The organism is Streptomyces sp. NPDC055140, from assembly GCF_053607285.1.
Genome location: NZ_JBSGTG010000019.1, coordinates 154,927 through 174,223 on the forward strand (window position 1 = coordinate 154,927; position 19,297 = coordinate 174,223).

A 19,297-nucleotide genomic window follows, 5' to 3' on the forward strand; every position below is an offset into this window, starting at 1 on the left:
CCACGGCAATCGGTGCAGGCACGAAGAGATAGCCTCACTTTGTGGCTGAGCACAAAGAACACCGCACCGACGGGGTGGACCGCCAGCGGGTGACCGTCGCGGATCTGCTGTCCTACCCCGCGTTGCAGTTGCGCCTGGTCGCGGGCGCGGCGGGCCTGACCCGCTCGGTGTCGTGGGCCCATGTCAGCGAGCTGGACGACCCCACGCCCTGGCTCCTGGGCGCCGAAATGATCATGACGACGGGTCTCGCGATGCCCCGCTCGGCCGCCGGCCAGCGGGCCTACCTGGAACGGCTCGACGACGCCGGGGTGGCCGCCCTGGCCGTCTCCGCCCAGCTGCACATGCCTCCGCTGCGCCAGGCGTTCCGCGCCGCGGCCGAGGAGCGCGGCATGCCGGTCCTGGAAGTACCGCTCGCCGTCCCCTTCATCGCGGTCGCGCAGGAAGTCGCGGCCGCAGTCCAGGACGACGCCCGCCACCGGCTCGGCGCCCAGCTCCAGGTCTTCGGCGCCTTGCGCTGGCTCACCTCGGAGAACCTGGACACGGCCGAGCTCTTCAGCCGCCTGGAGAACCTCTCCGGATACGCCATCTACCTGTGCACCCGGCAGGGCCGGCCCCTGCTGCCCGGCGTGCCCGCACCGGACCCGTCCCTGCTGCCCCGCTCGGCGGACGCCCCGCCGACGATCCCCGGCGGATTCGCGCTTCCCGTACCCTCACCCGGCGGACCCGCCGGGTTCCTCATCGCCATGGCCCACGACGGCGCGCGCCCGGCGGGCCTCGCCGTCGTGCAGCACATCGCCACCGTGGCCGCGCTTCAACTCGCCATGGTCCGCACCGAACGCGAGACGTTGCGCCGCGAAGGGACCGAGATCCTGGCAGAGCTGTTGCAGGACGCGCTCGATCCGGCCGTCGCGAAGCGTCATCTGCTGCGTCACTCCATCAAGGGCGAGGCCGCCCTTGCGGTGGTCAGGGGCGTGACGCAGCAGGCCGTGCTGGAAGCCCTCCATGACGAGCCCTGCCTGCTCCTCAACCGGGGCGACGACCGCTACCTCTTCGGCTCACCCCGCCTCGGCGACACGATCGCCGCCCTCCCGGGGGTGACGGCCGGCATGAGCCGCCCCGTCCGGCCCGGCGCCTCGCTGCGGGTCGCCCAGCGTGAAGCCCTGTGGGCCGCATCCCACGCCGCGGCGTCCGGTCGCCCCCTCGTCCGCTACGCCGACGACGCCACCGGCCGCTGGCTGCCCGACGACCCCGCCGCGCTCACCGCACTCGTCGACCACGTGCTGGGCGACGCGCTGCGCTACGACAGCAGCCACGGCTCCCGGCTGCTCCCGTCGGTGCGTACGTGGATGGAACGCGACCGGCGCACTGACGAGGCCGCGACCGCGCTCCACATCCACCCCAACACGCTCTCCTACCGTCTCCGCCGCTTCAGCGAGCTGACGGGCCGGGATCTGTCCGCCACGGCGTCCTTCGCGGAGGTGTGGCTGGCGATCCGGGCGGCCGGACAGCTGGGGCTTCTGGACTGATCCACGCGCCAGTCGTGGACCTGCTGCGACTTGGCCACGCACTCGCTCCACACGCGCAGGCGGAACGTCCACACCCGCCACACCCTCACCCCATCCCCGGCCCTCGGACCGAAAGTTCGCAGCTTGCCGATGCCTTGCGACAAGGCCGTACGTACGACAGCCGCACGCCCGTACCCCGATCGTGCGATCACCACTCCAACCAGCCACTACCGCTACGCGCGTTCGTATCCCCCCGGCTCCGCCGGCAGTCATGCGGGCGCTCCGCGACCACGGACCAAAGGAGGCAGCACTCCGCGCCGCGACTCCTCCCCGGCGTGAACGCGGGGGCATCCTCGCAAGAAGGAGGTGACGTCTCAGCCGTCCAAGGGCTGACCTTCCCGGCCACCTGCTGGTTATGCTGCGGCCGAAGCGTTCATGGAAGCGCTCAAACGAACAGTGGGTGTCGAGGGGGCCATCAGCATGCGTGAGCCGGTCGATCTCAGGCGGCAGCGGATTCTCGCCGTGGTGCAGTCGCGCGGGGCGACGCGGGTGAGCGATCTCGCCGCGGAGCTCGCCGTGTCGGTGGTGACCCTGCGCCGCGATGTCGAAGAACTGGCCAGGGAGGGCAAGCTGCGCCGTGGTCACGGCGTCGCCCGCCCGGTGCTGCCCGAGACGGGACGGGCCGCCGCCCCCGTCGAACCGACGGCCGACGGCGGTCCGGTCGCGGTCGTCGTTCCCGAGCGTCACTCGTATCTGTACGAGGCGCTGCACGGCGCCCGGACCGCCTTCGAGGAAGCGGGAATCCGCATCGCACTGCACATCGCTCCGGCCGTCGCAGGAGCCGAACAGCCCATCGTGGAACAGGCGTTGGCGGCCGGCGCCCGCGGACTGCTCATCGCCCCGCGCTGGCGCAGCCGGGCCACGGAGGAGGCCGACTACGCCTGGCTCGCGCGCCTGCCGGTGCCCGCGGTCGTGATGGAGCGCAGGCCCCGGCGCGGCAGCGCGCTGCACGCCGTCGACACGGTCTGTACCGATCACTGGTACGGCATCCACCTCGCCGTCGAACACCTCACCGGGCTTGGCCACCGGCGCATCGTGCTCGCCGCGAGGGACGACAGCCCCACCGCCCGTGCCCTGCGGGCGGCGTTCGTCGAGATCGCCGCGGACCATCCGGACGTGGACAAGTGGGCGGTGGCGCTCAGCTCGCCCGGGGCGGCCCCCGACCCGGCGGCGGAGACGACGGAGAAGCCCATTGAACTCCCGTCGCTGTTGACCGAGTTGGGGGCTACGGCGGCCGTGCTGCACGGTGATGTGGACGCGCTCATGCTGGTGCAGTCGCTGCGCGACGGCGGGGTGCGGGTCCCGGAGGACTGCTCCGTGATCGCGTACGACGACGTGGTGGCGGGTCTCGGCAGCACCCCACTCTCGGCCGTCTCGCCACCGAAGGCCGAGGTGGGCCGGGCGGCGGCGGAGTTGCTCCTTCGGCGGCTCGGCGGACAGTCACCGGCCTCCGGGGGTGGGCCGGCGCGGCGCCTGGAGCTGTTGCCCACGTTGAAGGTGCGCGGTTCGACTCAGGCCCCGAACGCCACGGATTCACAGGCATTCGGCGCCACAGGAACCTCCGGCACAACTTCCGCTTCATAATGAGCGTTTGACCGTTTCATTTTCTTCTGATCGATCTATTGACCACGTCCGGTCAGCCGATCAGGATTCCCGTGACTCGAACACGCAGGAGCCGCGGGAGGCGCCCATGCCTGGTCGACAGAGCCGTCGATCGGTGCTCGCCGCGATCACCGCGCTGCCCCTGACAGGCGCCTTGAGCGCCTGCAGCGGGAACGACAGCGCGTCATCCGGGAGCAGCAGCAAGTCCGGTACCAAAGGCACGACCACCATCACGTTCTGGTCCGCGCTGCGCGGCAGCCAGGAAGTGGTGGACGCGTTCAACAAGACGCACGACACCATCCAGGTCGCTTTCGAACAGATACCGTCCGGTACCTCCGGCGGATATCTCAAGCTCAGCAACGCGGCTCGCGCGGGCAACGCGCCCGACGTCGCCACCATCGAGTACCCGCAGGTCCCGGGCTACGCGATCGACGGTGTGGCCCGCGACATCACGGACGTGATCAGCGACAAGCTCAAGGCCAAGCTGCTGCCGCAGGCGCTCGGCCTGACGACGTTCGAGGGGCGCACGTACAGCGTGCCCCTGGACGTCGAGCCGATGGTGCTGCACTACCGCAAGGACCTTTTCGACAAGTACGGCTTCGAGGTTCCCACCACGTGGGACGAGTACACCGATCTGGCACGCGCCGTCCGCCGCACCGGCGGCAAGCGCAGGGTGACCTTCTTCTCCACGGACATGGGCCAGTTCTCGGCCTGGTGCTGGGGAGCCGGGGCGCACTGGTTCGACACCTCGAAGGGCGCCTGGAACGTGTCGCTCGCCGACGCCCCCACGCGCCGCGTCTCCACGTACTGGCAGCGGCTCATCGACGAGGACCTCGTCTACGTCAATCCCCCCAACAGCCGCGAGGCCGACGCCCAGGTCGGCAACAGCCTCGTCCTGACCCGGCACAGCGGCGCCTGGGACGCGGGGGCGCAGATGAACGCCCGCCCCCAGCAGAAGGGACTGTGGCGGATCGCCCCGCAGCCCCAGTGGGACCCCTCGAAGCCGGCGCTCGGCACCCAGGGCGGCTCGACGTTCGCGATCACCAAGGACAGCAAGCACCCCGAGGCCGCCATGGAGTTCATCGAGTGGCAGGTCTCGCACCCCGACGCCCTCAAGGCCCGGCTCTCCAGCGGCGCGAGCAGCCAGTACCCGGCCGCGACCGAGCTGATCAAGGTGGGACGCGCGGCCTTCGACCGCTCGTACTACGGCGGGCAGGACATCTACGCGCTGTTCGAGCAGGAGGCCCAGAAGGTCAGCGACGGCTGGGTCTGGGGCCCCCGGATGACCGCGACCGGGCAGGTCATGTCGGATGCCTTCGCCCGGGCGGCGGCGGGCTCCGGGACGATCGAGTCCTCCATGCGCGCCGCACAGGACGGCACGATGCCCGACCTCAAGGCGCTCGGCCTCAAGACCACCCAGCACTCCACGTGAACGCCCGCATCCCGAAAGGCAGGTGAGTCCCATGACCGCGACAACCCAGGTCCCCGCTACGGCGGCGGCTCCCCCGCGGGAGGCGGACAGCTCCCGGCGCAAGGCGCAGCGTGCGGCCAAGCGCCGCCGGGGCGGCGCCGCGGGCGTCCTGATGGCCCCGTTCTTCGTGCTGCTCACGCTCGTCTTCCTGATCCCGGTCTGCACGGCCGTCTGGCTGAGCTTCTTCAGCGACGACCAGCCGGGCCTCGGCTTCGGCCCGGAGCGCACGGTCTTCGTCGGCCTGCGCTCGTACGCCGCCGTGCTCACGGACCCGTCGTTCCTGTCCGGCCTCGGCACTGTCGCGCTGTACTGCCTGATCTACATCCCGGTGATGACGATCGGCTCGCTGGCGCTGGCGCTGCTGCTCGACTCAGGTCTCGTACGGCTGCGTTCCTGGGCCCAGTTGGGCCTGTTCCTGCCGCACGCGGTGCCCGGCATCATTGCCGCGCTGATCTGGCTGTACCTCTACACCCCCGGCATCAGCCCGATCATCGACGTGCTCGGCAAGGCCGACATCACCGTCAACTTCCTGGGCCTGCACACCGCGATTCCGTCGATCGTGAACATCGCGGTGTGGAGCAACCTCGGCTACAACATGGTCGTCTTCTACGCGGCCCTGCAAGCGGTCCCCCGGGAGGTCCTGGAGGCGTCGGTGGTCGACGGGGCGGGTCCGGTGCGCACCGCGCTCCAGGTGAAGGCACCGCTGGTGCGCTCCTCGATCGTCATGGTCGCGATGTTCACACTGATCTGGGCGCTGCAGCTGTTCACAGAACCCATGCTGCTGCGCGCGGGCTCGCAGGTCGTCGATGCCCGGTTCTCGCCGAGCATGTACATCTACGACGCGGCGTTCAGCCGCAACAACTATTCGCTCGCGGCCGCCGCGTCGGTGATCCTCCTCATCATCACGATCGCCGTCTCCTACGGTGTCACCCGCTGGACCAACCGTGTCAACTCGGCCGAGGAGAGCGCCCGATGACCACTGCCGAGCTGAGCAGGTCCACCCTGCTGCGTCCCCGTCTGCTGGGCCGGACGACCGTCAACGTGGTCGTCGCGATCTCCGTCCTCTACACCATGCTGCCGGCGCTGTGGCTGGTGCTCGCCGCCGGCAAGTCCCGCGACGCGCTGTTCAGCAGCAACATCCTTTCCTTCAAGGACTTCTCGTTCGTCCAGAACGTCAAGGACCTGTTCGCGATGGACGGCGGCCTCTACAGCCGCTGGTACGGCAACAGCCTGCTGTACGCGGTGCTCGGCGCCGCGATCGGCGCGATGATCAGCGTCGCCTGTGGCTACGCCTTCGACAAGTACCACTTCCGGCACAAGGAGAAGCTGTTCGGCCTGGTGCTCGCGGCGGTCATGGTGCCGCAGACGGTGCTCGCGCTGCCGCTGTACCTGCTCGCGTCCGCGACCGGCGTCGTGAACACCTTCTGGTCGGTCTTCATACCGGTCCTGTTCAACCCCTTCGGTGTGTACCTGGGCCGCATCTTCGCCCAGGGCTACGTGCCGAACGAAGTCCTGGAGGCGGCCCGCGTCGACGGCGCCGGTGAGCTGACGACGTACGTCCGCGTCTCGCTGCGGATGCTCGGTCCCGGCCTGATCACGGTCTTCCTCTTCCAGCTCACCGCGATCTGGAACAACTTCTTCCTGCCGATGGTGATGCTGTCCAACCAGAAGCTCTATCCCGTCAGCCTGGGCCTGTTCCAGTGGAACAGCCAGGCGACCGTCTCGCCCGAGTACTACCCGGTGGTGATCATGGGTTCGCTCCTGGCGGTCCTTCCTCTCGTCCTCGCGTTCATCTTCCTCCAGCGGTTCTGGCGGTCCGGTCTGACGGCGGGGGCGGTCAAGTGAGCAAGCCCCGGGTGGCGTTGGCCATGTCCCCCCAGGCCGCGGCGGCCGTCTTCACGCCGCGGTCCGTGGCCGCGCTCGCGGAGGTGTGCGACCTGGCGCCGCTGCCTGTCCTGGACGACCTGACGACCGTACGGGCCATGCACGTCCTCGCCGACACCGAGGTCCTGGTCACCGGCTGGGGCTGTCCGCGGCTCGACGCGGACGTACTGGCAGCGGCGCCGCGCCTCAAGGCCGTGGTGCACGCGGCCGGTTCGGTGCGCGGACATGTCTCCGACGCCTGCTGGGACCGGGGCGTCGAGGTGTCGTCGGCGGCCGCGGCCAACGCGCTGCCCGTCGCGGAGTACACCCTCGCCATGATCCTGCTGCACGGAAAGAACGTCCTGGAACGGGCCCGCGACTTCCGGCGGACCCGAGAGCGCGACAACTGGCTGCTGACCACGCAGGAGGTGGGCAACTACCGTCGCACGGTGGGCCTGCTGTCCGCGTCGCTGATCGGCCGCCGGGTGATCGAGCTGCTGCGGCCCTTCGACTTCGAGGTGCTGCTGCACGACCCGTACATCACCGAGGCGGAGGCCGCCGAACTGGGCGTCGAGTGGGTGGAGCTGTCCGAACTCTTCGCGCGCAGCGACCTGTTGAGCGTGCACACGCCGCTGCTGCCGGCCACGCGTGGCCTCGTCAGTCGGGAGCTGCTCGGCTCCATGCGGCCGGGGGCCACCCTCATCAACACCTCGCGCGGCGCCGTCGTCGACCAGGACGCGCTCACCGACGTGGTGCGCGCGGGCCGCATCGGCGCGGTCCTCGACGTGACGGACCCCGAGGTCCTGCCCCCGACCCACCCGTTGTGGGACTGCCCGAACGCACTCATCACCCCCCACCTCGCGGGTTCCCAGGGCAACGAGTGGGAACGCCTCGCCGACACTGCCGTCGGCGAGGTGGCGCGGTGGGCCGCGGGCGACGGCTTCGCCCATCCCGTACGACGCGAAAGGCTGGCGTTCCTCGCATGACCATCCCGTTCGAACTGCCCGAAGAGAACCGTGAGTTGAGCCCGACCACCGGGTACACGCGCGCGCACTGGGAGGCCGTCGCCGACGGGCTGCTCGGCGCCGCGTGGCGCTGGGCGACCCCCGGGGGCGCCCTGCTCGACCTGCCGGGCCGCCCCTCCGGGTCCGGCGTCCGCTCGGACGGCCTCGAAGGCTTCGCCCGTACGTTCCTGGCGGCGGGCTTCCGGGTCGCGGGCGCCGGCGGAAAGGACCCGCACGGCTGGCTGGAGCGGTACGCGCAGGGCCTGACGGCGGGCACGCGGACGCCCGGCCGGGACGACGCCGAGTCATGGCCGCTGATCCTCGACCACCATGTGCAGGGCCAGCCGATGGTCGAGTCGGCGTCCGTGGCGCTCGGCCTGTCGCTGACCCGGCCATGGCTGTGGGACCGGCTCGACGGCGACGTGCAGGACCGGGCGGAGACCTGGCTGCGCGGCGCGATCGACCATACGCCCGCGCCCAACAACTGGTATCTGTTCCCGTTCACGGTGGCGTCGTTCCTGGAGTCGGTCGGCCGTGGCGACGAGGCCACAACGCGCGCCATGGAACGGGCTCTTGGGCTGATGGAGACGTGGTACCGGGGCGACGGCTGGTACGCGGACGGTGACGGGCGGGCCTTCGACCACTACAACGGGTGGGCGCTGCACCTGTATCCGCTGCTGCACGCGCACCTGTCCGGGGACACCGCGCTGGCTGCGCGATTCGGGCCGCGGCTGCGCGAACACCTCGAAGGGTTCTCGCTGCTCTTCGGCGCCGACGGGGCGCCGATCCACTTCGGGCGTTCGCTGACGTACCGGTTCGCGGCGTCGGCGGCGGTCGGCATCGGCGCCGTCACCGGCCACACCCCGCTGACGCCCGGCACGTCGCGCCGCCTCATCAGCGGGAGTCTGCGTTACTTCCTCGACCGGGGCGGGGTGACGGACGACGGGCTGCTGAGCCTGGGCTGGCACGGCCCGCACGACGCGACGCTGCAGACCTACTCGGGGCCGGCGTCCCCGTACTGGGCGTCGAAGGGGTTCGTGTCGCTGCTCGCGCCGGAGGACGACCCGCTGTGGACGGCGACGGAGGAGCCGGCGCCGAGCGAGGGCCCGGACCGGGTGCTCGCGCTGCCCGCGCCGGGGCTGCTCGTCCAGTCGACCCGGGCCGATGGGATCGTACGGCTCCACAACCACGGCAGCGACCATGTCCGCCCGCAGGAAGCGGAGTCGGCCGCGCAGGAAGACCCGCTCTACGGCCGTCAGGCGTACTCGACGCACACAGGCCCGACGTCCCGGACGAACGTCGCCGACAACCATCTGTCGGTCGTGATCGCCGGCGTCGCGAGCGTGCGGCGCCGGATCCGTCCGCTGGGCGCGGGGCAGGGTGACGGGTGGGGCTGGGCCGCTTCCTCGCACCTTCCGGTGTTCGCGTCGGGCGCGCCGATGGTGCCGGGGCTGCGGGTGGAGAGCCTGACCGTGGCCCGGGGCCGGTACGAGCTGCGGGTGCACCGGGTCGTGGCGGCGCCGCCCGGAGCGGGGGTCAGGCTCACCGGATGGGCCTCGGATGCGCTGAGCTCGCAGCTGCACGGCCTGTACGGATGGGGCGAGCGGGACGAGGTGCGGGCACCGCAGGGGACGGCGTACGAGCCGTGGGTGCGGGTGCCTCGGCTCTCGGGCACGGCCGAGGGAACGGCGGTGTTCGTGGCGCTGGCGTCGTTGAGCGCCGACGAGCCGAGTGCGTCACTCGCCGACGCGGTCTCCGAAGTGATCGTCGACGAGAGGGAGTTGCGGGTGCGGTGGGCCGACGGCCCGCAGACCGTCGTGGCCTTTGAGCCGGTGCGCGTCACCCATGGGTGACGCCCGTTCCTGAACCGGCGGTTTGTGCACCGTCTCCCATCCTGGCCTGGCCGCCTGCGGCCCGCACGTGCGGGCCGCAGGCGGTCCCTTCAGGGGGTGGTCGGCTGCTGTCGCTCACCGCTCGTGGACTCCCGCACCTCCAGCCAGTAGGGGGCCATGTGCACCTCGAAAGGCGGGGCCGCATCCGCGCGGATGCGGGTCGCCAGACACTTCACGGCCAGGGAGGCGATCGCGGTCTTGTCGGGAACCACCGATGTGAGGGAGGGCGTGCCGTAGCGGGCTTCCTCGGATCCGTCGACGCCCGCCAGGGCGATGTCCTCGGGGATGCTCAAGCCCGCTTCGAACGCGGCCCGTCGGGCTCCGATCGCCAGCAGGTCGCTGAAGCAGAAGACCGCGTCGGGCCGCACATCCGCCGGCAGGCCGATAAGGGTGCGCATCGCCAGGAGTCCGTTGCGACGGCCGAACTCCGTCACCTGCGGCGAGAGTCTCGGGTCGTATGTCAACCCCGCCTCATGCAGGGCTAGTTGGAAGCCTTCAAGGCGCTGGCGGCTGGTCGCGGACGCCGGTCGGTCGACGCCGATCGCGGCGATCCTGGTGCGGCCGAGACCGGCCAGGTGCGCGGTGGCCTCGCGCGCCGCGGCGACGTTGTCGATCAGGACGTGGTCGGCGACGACGCGATCGCGTTCGTAACTGCGCTCGCCGAGCAGCACCAGCGGGAACTCGCCGGCGACGGCCGCGAGTTCGTCGGGCGAGACGTGCAGCGGCGAAAGGATCACGCCGTCCAGCAACGACGCGCCGACACCGGTCGCCAGGCGCAGCTCCTCCTTGGCGTCCCCCAGCGTCTCCTCGATCAGGACGGTGAATCCCAGCGCCGCGGCCTCAGTCCTCACGTGGTGCGCGAGCTCCGCGAAGTAGGGCGTCGCGAGGTCCGGTACGGCCAGCGCGATCAGACCGCTGCGCCCGGTCCTAAGTCTTCGCGCCGACTGATTGGGCCGGTAGCCGAGTTCCGCCACTGCGCGCATCACCCGTGTCCGCGTCGTCTCCGACACCTTCGGGGCGCCACGTACAACGTTGGACACGGTCTTGATCGACACCCCCGCGCGCTCCGCCACGTCTTTGAGTGTCACTGCCCCCACTGATCAGCCCCCCGTACTCGAAGTCCCTCCAGATTATGCACCTGCGAGCACGACGCACCAGCGTTCCGACTGCCCGGAACTCTTTCCCGGCGAGGGGGTTGACCCTGCGGACACACGGCGGTTACAACGTTGGAACTACCTCACGGCAAGCGCTTGCCGTCCGCCTCTCGAGAGGGTCCCCATGTCTCCAGATCGTCCCCACCGTCCGCTGCGCGCGGCCGTCGTCGGCGCAGGGGGTATCGCGAGCTCCAGCCATCTCCCCGCCCTGCGGACGCTGGCCGCGGAAGGGGAGACGGACGTCGTGGCCGTGGTCGACGTGGACGACACCGCGGTCCGCGCGTTCGCCGACACGTTCCGGATCCCCTACGCGTCCACTGATCTCGACGCGATGCTCGCCGAAGTACGCCCGGACCTCGTGGTGTTGTGCACCCCGCCCGCCGTGCACCGCGAACAGTCCGTCGCTGCGCTGCGAGCCGGTGCCTGGGTGTGGTGCGAGAAGCCGCCGTGCCCATCGCTGGCCGACTACGACGCCGTGGAGGCGGAGGAGAAGGGCGGTGACGGGGACCCGTACGCGTCGATCGTCTTCCAGCACCGCTTCGGTTCCGGCGCCCGGCACGTGCGCCGCCTGCTGCGCAAGGGCGCGTTCGGGCGCCCGCTGGTCGCGCACTGCCAGACCACCTGGTATCGGGACACCGCCTACTACTCCGTGCCCTGGCGCGGCCGTTGGGCGACCGAGGGCGGCGGCCCGGCCATGGGGCACGGCATCCATCAGACGGATCTGCTGCTGGATCTGATGGGGCCGTGGACCGAGGTGCGCGGCATGGCGGCCCGCCTCGTGCACGACGTGGAGACCGAGGACGTGTCCACTGCCCAGATCCGGTTCGCCGACGGCGCCGTCGGAACGGTCGTCAACAGCGTCCTGAGCCCCGACGAGGTCAGCCGCATCCGTATCGACTGCGAGCTCGCGACCATCGAGCTGACGCACCTGTACGGCTACCGCAACGCCGACTGGCGCATCACGCCCGCTCCCGGCGTCCCCGAGGAGACCGTGGCCGGCTGGCACGACTTCGGCGAGGACGAGCCCAGTTCGCACCTCGCCCAACTGCGGGCGCTCGTCGCCGACATCAAGGCCGGACGGCGCCACGCCACCAGCGGCGCCGGCGGACGCCGGACGCTCGAGTTCATCACCGCTCTGTACAAGTCCGCGTTCACCGACACGCCCGTCCGCGCCGGTGACATCGGCCCCGGCGACCCCTACTACACCGCCCTGCACGGCGACGCCCCGGGCTGGGCACCGGCCGCGCCCCATCAGGAAGAGGACCCCGTATGACGCTCGCACTGACCCATGCCCACGGCGACCGCATCACCGTCGCCCACGCGGCCACCGGCACCGAGCTCTTCGCCTACGTGTACCGGCCCGAAGCCGCCTGGGAGGCCCCCAAGCCGTATCTGCACCCGATCCGCACCCTGTCCGGCGCGGTCGTCACCGACTACCGACCCAACGACCACCGGTGGCACAAGGGACTGCAGTTGACGGCCTCCCACCTGTCGGGCCAGAACCTCTGGGGCGGCAACACCTACGTGCACGGCGACGGCTACCTCGCCCTGCCCGAGAAGGTCGGCTCGATGGCCCACGTCTCCTTCGAGGAGGTCTCCGCCGCGGACGGCCGCGCCGTCATCGCCGAGCGTCTGACCTGGCACCCGCACAACAGGGAGCTGTGGGCAGACGAGGAACGCCGCATCGAGGTGCGCGACGTGGACGCGGACACCGGCAGCTGGTCGCTGACCTGGACCTCGGCCGTCACCAACCGGCGCGACGAGCCGCTGCGCTTCGGCAGCCCCACCACCCATGGCCGCCCGGCCGCCGGATACACCGGCCTGTTCTGGCGCGGACCGCGGGCCTTCCGCGACGGCCGGGTCTTCACCGCCGAGGCGGACGGCGGCGACCTGATGGGCAGTCAAGCCCCGTGGCTGGCGTACGTAGGCGAGCACGACGGGCGCGACGGCCACGCCACGGTCGTCTTCGAGCACGCCCCCGCCAACGACCACGCGGGCGACAAAGGGACCCACCCGGCGCACTGGTTCGTGCGCAGCGATCCGTTCGCCGCGGTCGCGCCGTCCTGGGCCTTCCACGAGGAGCTCGTCCTCGCCCCCGGCGACACCCTCACCCGTAGCTACCGCGTGACCGTCGCCGACGGCGCCTGGGACCGCGGGCAGGTCGCCGCGCACCTGCGGGGACACGCGTGGTGAGCGCGACGTACGACGGATTCCCGGCGGCGGTGGGTGTGTCCCGGCTGACCGTCTACGACTGGCCCACGGTCGACGGCCGGCCCGGCGGCGGCACCCCTCACCTGCACCTCACGTGCAGCGAGGGCTACGTCGTGACGGCCGGCCGGGGAACGGTGCGGCCGCTGACCACCTCCGGCTATGAGGAGACCCCTCTGGAGCCGGGCACGGTGGCCTGGTTCACGCCCGGCACGATCCATCGCCTCACCAATGGCGGCGGCCTGCAGATCACCGTCGTGATGCAGAACAGCGGCCTGCCCGAGGCGGGCGACGCGGTGCTCACCCTCCCCCAGGACCTCCTCGCCGACGCCGAGACCTACGCGACCGCGATCCGCATCCCCACCGACGCCCTCGAGGCCGAGCAGGTGCAGGTCGCCCGCGCCCGGCGCGATCTGGCGACCCGCCGTTTCCTGGAACTGCGCGAAGCCACCGAGGGCGGCGATCCGGAACCGCTGGCCGCGTTCCAGCGGGCCGCCGCCGAGCTGATCCGCCCGCGCCTTGACGCATGGGAGCGGCGCTGGAAGGACGGCGCCCACGCCGCGGCGGCGGCGACCGGGTCCCAACTCGCCTCCCTGCGCGCGAACGGCGCCGGACACCTTGACCGAGCCAGGGTGACAGCGACCGGGCCCACCGCCCGCGGACGCTTCGGCATGTGCGGCCGGCTGGACGTCTACCCCGGCATCTGACATCCGGCACCGGGGCCGCCCCTGTCCCTCCCTCGCCCCCCATCCACGCACCGTCCCCTGGAAGGCCTCCATGCCCGAGCCCCGAAGCGGCCGGCGCCCACTCCCCCGCCGGGCCGTCCTGGCCGCGGCCGCCGTCGGCCTCAGTACCGCGCCTGCGGAGCCGGTCGCAGAACCCCACGACGGACGGCCACCAGGGCGCGTACTTCAAGCCGAGCATGCTCATCGGCATCGGATCACACAGCGAACACCCCAAGGAGGCAGCCCAGTTGGTCGACTTCCTCCTCAACGACCAAAGGGTCGGCGACATCCTCGCCTTCTCCCGCTCCACCCCGCCGAACCGGAAGATCGCCGCCCGCATCGCCAAGACACTCAAGGGCCCCGAGCGGGAGATCTACGAGTACGCACAGACCATGGAGCAGTACGGCCTGGACGCCCCGCCCACCGCACCGCCACGCGGCGATGTCGCCGTCCAGACCGCGTTCATCCGCGAATTCCAGCGCGTGATGTACGGCCTGGCCACACGCGAACTCATCGACGAGGCCACCCGGGAGCTGAGGTCATGAGCACTGTGTCGACCAGGGCGCCCGCGCGCCCCACCCCCACCATGGACCGGAAGCCGCCGGCCCGTCAGCGCCGCCAGGTGTGTGAACGGCAGTGGCCCGCCTACGTGTTCCTCACGCCGTGGATGATCGGCGCGCTCCTCCTGACCCTCGTGCCGATGGCCGTCTCCCTGTACCTGTCCTTCACGGACTACACCCTGTTCGACCCGCCGCACTGGGTGGGCCTGCGCAACTACACCGAGATGCTCACCGACGACCCCCGCTACTGGCGGTCGGTCGGCACCACGATGCTGTACGTCGTCGTCGCCGTCCCGCTGAAGCTGGGCCTCGCCCTCGCTGTGGCGATACTGCTCAAGAACCTCAACCGCGGCCGGGCCTTCTACCGCTCCGCCTTCTACGCGCCCTCCCTGCTCGGGGCGAGCATGTCCATCGCCCTGGTATGGCGCGCACTGTTCAACGACGGCGGCACGGTGTCCGGGATTCTGGACTCGGTAGGCATTCACGCCGGCGGCTGGGTGGGCAATCCGGACCTCTCGGTGTTCGTGGTCCTGCCTCCCCGTCGTCACCGCACCCGCCGCGTTCGCCGCCGCCTCTGCCACCCTCCGTCAGTCCGCCGACCATGGCCTCCCGGTCAGGGCCGGCGCGTACGTCGGGCACCTGCGCGCACACCTGACCGCGCGGGTGCTGGCCGCCGGGTGCGTTCCTCCGCTGCTCGCGCTGGTTCTCCTGATCGACGCCGCGCTGCTGCGCAGTTCGCTGCCCGGAGCGGCCATCATGTCGCCCGTGCTGGCGCTGCTCACGCTGGGCGCCATGGTCGTGGGGCTGCGCGCGACGGCACTGGAGGCCCCGTACCGGCTGTCCGCGCGAGAGGGACTTCTCCGCAGCGTCGCCGATCCGCGCGGCACCCTCCTGCTCGCCGGCGCCGTGCTCCTGAGCGTGGTCCTGGCCTGGTCGATCCCCCTGCTGACGCCGCTGCTGCCCGGGCCGTTGGCGTTCGCCGCCACGGTCGTGGCGCTGCGATCCCCTGCGGGCTGATCCGCGGCAACGCTCTACCCCTGCACTCACGTACGACACCACCGGAGTTCTCGCATGCCGTACCCGCACCTGGACGCCGCCGGCCACCCGCGGCCGCAGCTCGTCCGCGACCCCGACTGGCGTGACCTGAGCGGTCCGTGGCAGTTCGCCTACGACGACGCGGACCGCGGTCGCTCCGGACGCTGGATGGACCCGGACACCACCGAGCCGTTCACCGCCACCATCATCGTGCCCTACCCGCCCGAGTCCGAGGCCTCGGGCATCGCAGACGCCTCCTTCCATCCCGTGCTCTGGTACCGGCGCACGATCGAGGTCACCCGTCCGGCTGCGGGTCGGCGCCTCCTGTTGCACTTCGGTGCGGTCGACCACCGGGCCGAGGTGTGGGTGAACGGACAGCTCGTTGGGCGTCACGAAGGCGGTCACACGGGTTTCTCGTGCGATCTCACCGACGCCGTGCTCCGGGACGGGGAGCAGAGCGTCGTCGTCCGGGCCGAGGACCAGCCCCTCGACGCCGCGCAGCCTCGCGGCAAGCAGGACTGGCGACGCGATCCGCACGTCATCTGGTACCACCGCACCTCAGGGATATGGCAGCCGGTGTGGCTGGAGGACGTCCCGGACGAGCACATCACGGTCCTGCACTGGACCCCCGACGTCGCCCGCGCCCGCGTCCGCTGCCGGATCCGGCTCAGCCAGTGGCCGCAACGTCCGACGGCCGTCACGGTGCGCCTCACTCAGGGCGATCGGGTGCTCGCCGAGCAGCGCACGCTGACCGGCGAACAGGAGACGGAGTTCGATGTCGCGGTACCGGCCCTTCGGCACGCTCAGGACCTCGACGACCTGCTCTGGAGCCCCGACCGGCCGCATCTCGTGGACGCGACGGTGACGCTGGACGACGCGGCCGACGGCACCCCCGTCGACCGCGTCACGTCCTACCTCGGCCTGCGCGACATCGGCTGGGACGACGGCGTCTTCCTGCTCAACCACAAGCCGTGTTTCCTGCGATTCGCACTCCAGCAGGGCTACTGGCCCGCATCCCATCTTGCGGCCCCGTCCGACGCGTTGCGCCGCGACGCCGAACTGGCCAAGTCCATCGGCCTCAACGGGCTGCGCATCCACCAGAAGATCGAGGATCCCCGCTTCCTCTACTGGGCCGACCGACTGGGGCTGATGCTCTGGGAGGAGATGCCGTCGGCGTACACGTTCGGCGCGCAGACCGTCGAGCGGGTGGTCGGCGAATGGACCGAGGCGATCTCCCGCGACCTCAGCCACCCGTCGATCGTCGCGTGGGTTCCGGTCAACGAGTCCTGGTCCGTCCCGAACCCGGCGCTCGTCCCCGCCCAGCGGCACTTCATGGACAGCCTCTACCACCTGACCAAAGCCCTCGACCCGTCACGCCCGTCCGTGTCCAACGACGGCTGGGAGATCTCCGCCGCCGACATCTGGGGTGTGCACGACTACACACAGAACGCGCAGGTACTGCGCGAGCGTTACGGGCACTCCTCGTTGCGGCAGGGTGAGATCGTCGAGCAGTGGCCGGGTGCCAAGCGGCTCCTTCTGGACGGCGTACGCCACCAGGGGCAGCCTGTCGTACTGAGTGAGTTCGGCGGGGCCACCTTCGAACCGGCCGAGGGCGCCGAGTGGTTCGGCTACGACACCGTGAGCACGAAGGAGGACTTCGCCGAGCGGCTGGCCGGGTTGGTGGAGGCCACAGTGAACTCCGGGCTCGCCGGGTTCTGCTTCACCCAGTTCACCGACACGGAGCAGGAGATCAACGGCCTGTTCTCGGCGGACCGTCAACCGAAGCTCTCCATCGGGGAGTTGCGCGAGATTCTCACCCGGACCCGCACCCTGGGCCGAGGCGCGTCGCAAGTCGGCCCTTGACATGCACCCTGCGGCGATTCACGAACTGACGCTGGTCGGACCGGCCGAGACCCGGGTCACCGTGACCACCGCCCATGGAGACCTCACCGGTCGTCAGACGGTGCCCGCGGGGCCGGGCGGCAGGTGGACAGTCATGATGAGGTGGCAGGTCTCCGTACCTGAACCGCGGTAGGTGTGGGGGGCGTTGCCGTCGAAGGTGGCCGTCTGTCCGGCCTCGACAGGGTGCTCGGTGCCATCGACCTCGAGGATCATCTCTCCGACGGTGACGCTGACCGTTTCGACGACTCCGGCCTGGTGGGGGTGGCTGGGGTATGCGTCACCGGGTGCCAGCTGCCAGCGCCAGACCTCGACGGGGGCGGGGCCCGAGGTCGTCAGCATGAGCCGGGCCGCGCTGCCCCGCTCCCCCGTCCACAGCGGCATCACGGCGCCGGCGGTCACGACGCGGACGCGCCCTTCGGCCGGTCCCTCCATCAGGGCGGACACCGAGACGCCGAGGGTGTCGGCGAGCCGGACCAGCGTGGCGAAGTTCGGGTTGCCCTGAGCCTTCTCCAGTCCGACCAAGGCCCCCTTGCTGACCTTGGCGCGTCGGCCGAGCTCGTCCAGGGACAGGCCCGCTCGGGTACGGGCCGCCCTGACGTTGTGCGCGAGCGTACGCAGGGCTTCCTCTGTCTCGGCCATCCGATCCTCATCCTCGCCGGTGGACCACTGCAATGCACCGTCCGGTCGGTTGGTTGACACGCGCGGTCGGTCCAATGTACGGTTCAGTCGTTCCACTGAAGACTAAGGGATGTACCCGTGATCGCTCTGCTGCTGGCTCTGGGCAGCTCACTCGCCTATGGCTGCGCCGACTTCCTCGGCGGCCTCGGTGCCCGAAAGGCGCACGTGCTGCGCACCGTGATGGTCGCCGCCCCGGCCAGCCTCGCGGTCGAGCTGCTGCTGTGGCCCGTGCTCGGCGCGTCGTTCAGCCCGGGCGCCGTGGGCTGGGGTGCCGCCTCCGGTGTCGCCTCGGCGGTGGCGTTCGCGCTGCTCTACAAGACCCTGGCCATCGGCCCGATGAACGTGCTGTCCCCGGTCACCGCGCTGATGTCCGCCGCGCTGCCTGTCGGCGTGGGTCTGATGCAGGGCGAGCGGCTGGGCGCGGCCGGGCTGCTGGGCCTGCCGCTCGCGCTCATCGCCGTCGTTCTGGTCAGTGCCGGGCACGGCGCGGGCTCGTCGCGTCCGTCGCGCACAGCGCTGCAACTGGCGTTCGGCGCGGGCGCCGCGATCGCCCTCCAGCTGGTCTTCCTGCACCAGGCACCGGCGGACAGCGGCGTGGCCCCGCTCATCGTCGGCAGGGCGGTCTCGACAGGGGTCACCCTGACCGCGGCCGGGGTCATGCGCCGCAGGCTCGGCCGCGAGAAGCCCGCCTACGCCATGTCGGCCGCGGCAGGCGTGCTGGACTCGGTGGCGAACCTGCTGTTCCTCATCGCCGTCCGCAGCGGAGACCTCACCGTCGTCGCCGTGATCACGGCCCTCTACCCGGTCGGCACGGTTCTGCTCGCCCGGAGTGTGCTCGCCGAACGCATCCATCGCGGCCAGCTCGTCGGCCTGGGCACCGCGGCCGTCGCCGTCAGCCTCCTCGCCCTCACCTGAACCGGCCCACCACCCCGCAAGGAGAAGAGCGTGTTCATCCAACCCTGGGACGCCGCACTGGACGAGGGCGAATGGCAGGCGTGGATCGCCGACGGCCACGACTTCGGCCAGCTCGGCGTCAACGGCCTTCCCGGCCGGGCCCCCGTGGTCGTCCCCACCCACTTCACCGGCGACGACAACCAGCTCCTGATCCACTTCGCCCGCCCCAACCCGGTCTGGAAGGCGATCGAGCACGACCCGAACGTCACGTTCACCGTCATCGGGGACTACGCCTTCATCCCCGGCCCCTGGCGCGCCAAGCCGGACACGACACCCACCGACGGCGTCCCCACCAGCTACTACGCGGCCGTCCAGTTCACCTGCCACGCCCACATCGTCGACGCCCCCGAGGCCAAGGCCGAGCTCCTTCGCCGCCAGCTCGCCCACTTCCAGCCGGACGGCGACCACGCCCCCGTCCTGGTGGACCAGCCTCCGTACGGCCGCATGCTGCCCGGCATCCGCGGCCTGCGCCTGGACGTCATCGATGTGGTCGCCAAGTTCAAGTACGACGACCACAAGCCCACCGAGCACCGCACCACGGTCGCGGACCGCCTCACCGCACGGGGCGAGGCACTCGACGTACCCACCGCCCGCCAGCAGCTCCGCCGTCTGGACCGCATGGGCGACTGGAAGCCCTGACAGGGCGGACTCGTTCCTCGGATCAGGGACTTGCGATGAGTTCGG

At 71.0% G+C, this 19,297-nt stretch carries 17 protein-coding genes and 1 pseudogene; 16 read left to right on the top strand and 2 right to left on the bottom strand.

Annotation, left to right across the window (positions count from 1 at the left end):
- Positions 1–41 precede the first annotated feature (41 nt).
- The 7 genes from ACWFR4_RS31360 to ACWFR4_RS31390 all read left to right on the top strand — a co-directional run bounded on the left by ACWFR4_RS31360 (position 42) and on the right by ACWFR4_RS31390 (position 9,358).
- The gene (locus tag ACWFR4_RS31360) at positions 42–1,526 is read left to right on the top strand and encodes a PucR family transcriptional regulator (protein WP_453655565.1); all 1,485 of its coding nucleotides are present in this window, start codon (positions 42–44) and stop codon (positions 1,524–1,526) included.
- Positions 1,527–1,985: 459 nt separating this feature from the next.
- Positions 1,986–3,149, top strand: a complete 1,164-nt coding sequence (locus tag ACWFR4_RS31365) for a substrate-binding domain-containing protein (RefSeq protein ID WP_453655566.1) — start codon at positions 1,986–1,988, stop codon at positions 3,147–3,149.
- 106 nt (positions 3,150–3,255) lie between these two features.
- Positions 3,256–4,599, top strand: coding sequence for an ABC transporter substrate-binding protein (locus ACWFR4_RS31370; protein WP_453655567.1), 1,344 nt, complete (start codon positions 3,256–3,258; stop codon positions 4,597–4,599).
- A gap of 31 nt (positions 4,600–4,630) precedes the next feature.
- The gene (locus ACWFR4_RS31375) at positions 4,631–5,614 is read left to right on the top strand and encodes a carbohydrate ABC transporter permease (RefSeq protein ID WP_453655568.1); all 984 of its coding nucleotides are present in this window, start codon (positions 4,631–4,633) and stop codon (positions 5,612–5,614) included.
- Entirely contained in the window at positions 5,611–6,483 is an 873-nt protein-coding gene (locus tag ACWFR4_RS31380) for a carbohydrate ABC transporter permease (RefSeq protein WP_399976700.1), read from the top strand. The genes ACWFR4_RS31375 and ACWFR4_RS31380 overlap by 4 nt, the downstream gene beginning before the upstream one ends.
- A 23-nt stretch (positions 6,484–6,506) precedes the next feature.
- The gene (locus tag ACWFR4_RS31385) at positions 6,507–7,487 is read left to right on the top strand and encodes a hydroxyacid dehydrogenase (RefSeq protein WP_453655599.1); all 981 of its coding nucleotides are present in this window, start codon (positions 6,507–6,509) and stop codon (positions 7,485–7,487) included.
- Positions 7,484–9,358 carry a DUF2264 domain-containing protein gene (locus ACWFR4_RS31390; RefSeq protein ID WP_453469079.1) on the top strand — a complete coding sequence of 625 codons (1,875 nt, stop codon included), beginning with the start codon at positions 7,484–7,486 and terminating at the stop codon, positions 9,356–9,358. Before ACWFR4_RS31385 ends, ACWFR4_RS31390 begins: the two co-directional genes overlap by 4 nt.
- Before the next feature lie 89 nt (positions 9,359–9,447).
- Here ACWFR4_RS31390 and ACWFR4_RS31395 read toward each other — a convergent pair whose 3' ends face one another.
- Positions 9,448–10,494 (bottom strand): LacI family DNA-binding transcriptional regulator, encoded by a 1,047-nt coding sequence (locus ACWFR4_RS31395; protein WP_453655569.1) that lies wholly within the window; start codon positions 10,492–10,494, stop codon positions 9,448–9,450.
- Positions 10,495–10,675: 181 nt separating this feature from the next.
- On the opposite strand from ACWFR4_RS31395, the gene ACWFR4_RS31400 reads away from it, so the two are divergent.
- From ACWFR4_RS31400 to ACWFR4_RS31430, 7 genes and pseudogenes are all read left to right on the top strand, one after another.
- On the top strand, positions 10,676–11,824 hold the full coding sequence (locus ACWFR4_RS31400; protein ID WP_453469649.1) for a Gfo/Idh/MocA family protein: 1,149 nt from the start codon (positions 10,676–10,678) through the stop codon (positions 11,822–11,824).
- On the top strand, positions 11,821–12,744 hold the full coding sequence (locus ACWFR4_RS31405) for a DUF6807 domain-containing protein (protein ID WP_453655570.1): 924 nt from the start codon (positions 11,821–11,823) through the stop codon (positions 12,742–12,744). The genes ACWFR4_RS31400 and ACWFR4_RS31405 overlap by 4 nt, the downstream gene beginning before the upstream one ends.
- Positions 12,738–13,466, top strand: coding sequence for a cupin domain-containing protein (locus ACWFR4_RS31410; RefSeq protein ID WP_453655571.1), 729 nt, complete (start codon positions 12,738–12,740; stop codon positions 13,464–13,466). The genes ACWFR4_RS31405 and ACWFR4_RS31410 overlap by 7 nt, the downstream gene beginning before the upstream one ends.
- A gap of 215 nt (positions 13,467–13,681) precedes the next feature.
- Positions 13,682–14,029: a hypothetical protein gene (locus ACWFR4_RS31415; protein ID WP_453655572.1), complete on the top strand. Its 348-nt coding sequence runs from the start codon at positions 13,682–13,684 to the stop codon at positions 14,027–14,029.
- A pseudogene (locus ACWFR4_RS31420) lies at positions 14,026–14,577 on the top strand (carbohydrate ABC transporter permease); the annotation flags it as partial. The gene ACWFR4_RS31415 and the pseudogene ACWFR4_RS31420, both read left to right, overlap by 4 nt.
- A gap of 130 nt (positions 14,578–14,707) precedes the next feature.
- A complete protein-coding gene (locus ACWFR4_RS31425; RefSeq protein WP_453655603.1) occupies positions 14,708–15,061 on the top strand; it encodes a hypothetical protein in 354 nt (117 codons plus the stop codon).
- 54 nt (positions 15,062–15,115) lie between these two features.
- On the top strand, positions 15,116–16,942 hold the full coding sequence (locus tag ACWFR4_RS31430; protein WP_453655573.1) for a sugar-binding domain-containing protein: 1,827 nt from the start codon (positions 15,116–15,118) through the stop codon (positions 16,940–16,942).
- A gap of 93 nt (positions 16,943–17,035) precedes the next feature.
- On the opposite strand, the gene ACWFR4_RS31435 is transcribed toward ACWFR4_RS31430, so the two are convergent.
- The gene (locus tag ACWFR4_RS31435) at positions 17,036–17,620 is read right to left on the bottom strand and encodes a helix-turn-helix domain-containing protein (protein WP_453468926.1); all 585 of its coding nucleotides are present in this window, start codon (positions 17,618–17,620) and stop codon (positions 17,036–17,038) included.
- Positions 17,621–17,737: 117 nt separating this feature from the next.
- Here ACWFR4_RS31435 and ACWFR4_RS31440 point away from each other — a divergent pair, with 117 nt between their 5' ends.
- Together ACWFR4_RS31440 and ACWFR4_RS31445 are read left to right on the top strand one after the other, a co-directional pair.
- Positions 17,738–18,574 carry an EamA family transporter gene (locus ACWFR4_RS31440; RefSeq protein WP_453468927.1) on the top strand — a complete coding sequence of 279 codons (837 nt, stop codon included), beginning with the start codon at positions 17,738–17,740 and terminating at the stop codon, positions 18,572–18,574.
- A 30-nt stretch (positions 18,575–18,604) separates the two neighbouring features.
- Positions 18,605–19,252, top strand: coding sequence for an FMN-binding negative transcriptional regulator (locus ACWFR4_RS31445; protein ID WP_453655574.1), 648 nt, complete (start codon positions 18,605–18,607; stop codon positions 19,250–19,252).
- The last annotated feature ends 45 nt before the right edge of the window (positions 19,253–19,297 follow it).